This is a genomic window from Arthrobacter livingstonensis (assembly GCF_003219815.1).
GTDB lineage: Bacteria > Actinomycetota > Actinomycetes > Actinomycetales > Micrococcaceae > Specibacter > Specibacter livingstonensis.
In genome coordinates this window covers 1-1,546 of sequence record NZ_QJVD01000095.1, presented here as the reverse complement: position 1 = coordinate 1,546, position 1,546 = coordinate 1, and the positions used below count along the sequence as shown (strand labels likewise).

Annotated in this window: 1 protein-coding gene; it reads right to left on the bottom strand. The window is 59.8% G+C overall.

The genetic code is table 11. From position 1 onward, the window contains the following. Positions 1–194: 194 nt before the first annotated feature. On the bottom strand, positions 195–956 hold the full coding sequence (locus CVV68_RS22895) for an HAD family hydrolase (protein WP_110503276.1): 762 nt from the start codon (positions 954–956) through the stop codon (positions 195–197). Between the last annotated feature and the right edge of the window lie 590 nt (positions 957–1,546).

The following is a 1,546-nucleotide window of genomic DNA, read 5'->3' as shown; positions in this document are numbered from 1 at the left end:
CCCAGGACGTGGGAGAGCGCAGCCGCCGAGGTGGCAAAGACCGCTGCGGTCCAGCCGCGGGCAAGGCGCGCACCACGACCAGTCATGATTTGTCCATGTCCTTGGGATGGCCTGTTAAAAAGTGGACTATCCGACGCCGGCGCACGACTTCGATAGCGGCCGACAACCTTGTTGACTCTGCTGCCGACCCTGGTTCAACCATGGGGTTGGTCTTTGACGAGTGGCGTATTGCGTGGAGATGACCGCCGCCCGATGTGGATGCCGTTGGCCGTTGCCGAGAAATCGAGTTCAAACAGGCTGGCAATCACCAGATCAGCACTCAGATCCTCCGCTCCGTGTGTACCGGCCACCGCCAAGGTCGTGCACCCAGCATCATGCGCGGAGCGCAGGCCAGCCGGTGCATCCTCGACGACGAGGCAGCGGCCAGGTTCGAAGCCCAGCCACTGGGCGCCGAGCGCGAAGGGTTCGGGGTCCGGCTTGCCGCGCACGACGTCGTCGAAGGTGACTATCACCCGGGGTGGCACCAGCCCGGAAGCCATGATTCGTGCCGCGGCAAGGGGCCGCGTACACGAGGTGACGATGGCTTTGCGGTATTCACCGATGGCCATGAGCGCTTCGGCGGCTCCCGGAAGGACAGTTATGTCGCCGACTTCGGCGATCTCAATTTGTTGAATGCGTTCAAAAGATGTGTCGAACTCTTCGGTTGGAACCAGGGAAGCCACAATATCCCGGGCCGGCAGGCCATGGTAGCCGTCGAGGAACGATGGATCGAGTCCACGTTCGGCAGCCCACGCGAGCCAGGACCGACGCACCGCGGGGGTCGAGTCAATGAGAGTGCCGTCCATATCGAATAGGACAGCGTCAAACGTTTGCCCGATCACGGGTCGCCAAGGTCGACTTATCTCAGCGGTGTTGACTCCAGAGATAATGATGCTGGGATCATCGAAGTGTGTCATGGATGCGGCGTCTTTCCTTCTCGGCACTCGGACATAAATGTTGGGCCTGTGGCCTGTGAAATCGCTCATTTAGAGACAAATACGGGTCGGCTGGTGGTTCAGGATTAGTGCTCGGGTTTCATGACGGCGACCTTCCTGCTTCTGGTCGCATCAATTGCCAGCGTTCATGTGGCGCTATTATCCGGAATAGAGGCTGGATAGGAAGCGTTCAAGTTCCCGATTCGGAGCGGCTGTTTCCACAACGCTTTAAGACTCCACGCGCTCGACGTACATGCCTTCCACGGGATGTGCGGCAGGCGCTACCCTGCAATTGGATTCTTCGGCAGCTAGGGGGGTGTGGCCGGAAGGGACTGACCGGATGCTGTGGACGATGGCCATGATGGCTTCCTCTCTGAAACTTTCACTATGGTTTTCCAGACTTGAGCGGATCAATTTCTAGTGGGCGATCAGTCCTAAGGTGGAGGCCTGCTATGAGCAGGCCACGAGTCCCACCGTCGCGGGAAGAGCGCGTCCGTTCATGTTGTCATGGTGGCGAACATTAGGGCCATGACGGCGGCGCCGAGGGCTTCGAGTCCGTGTGCTGCGCGGAT

Coding starts and splice junctions, on each gene's coding strand:
- CVV68_RS22895 (WP_110503276.1), bottom strand. CDS start 956: ATGACACACTTCGATGATCCCAGCATCATTATCTCTGGAGTCAACACC.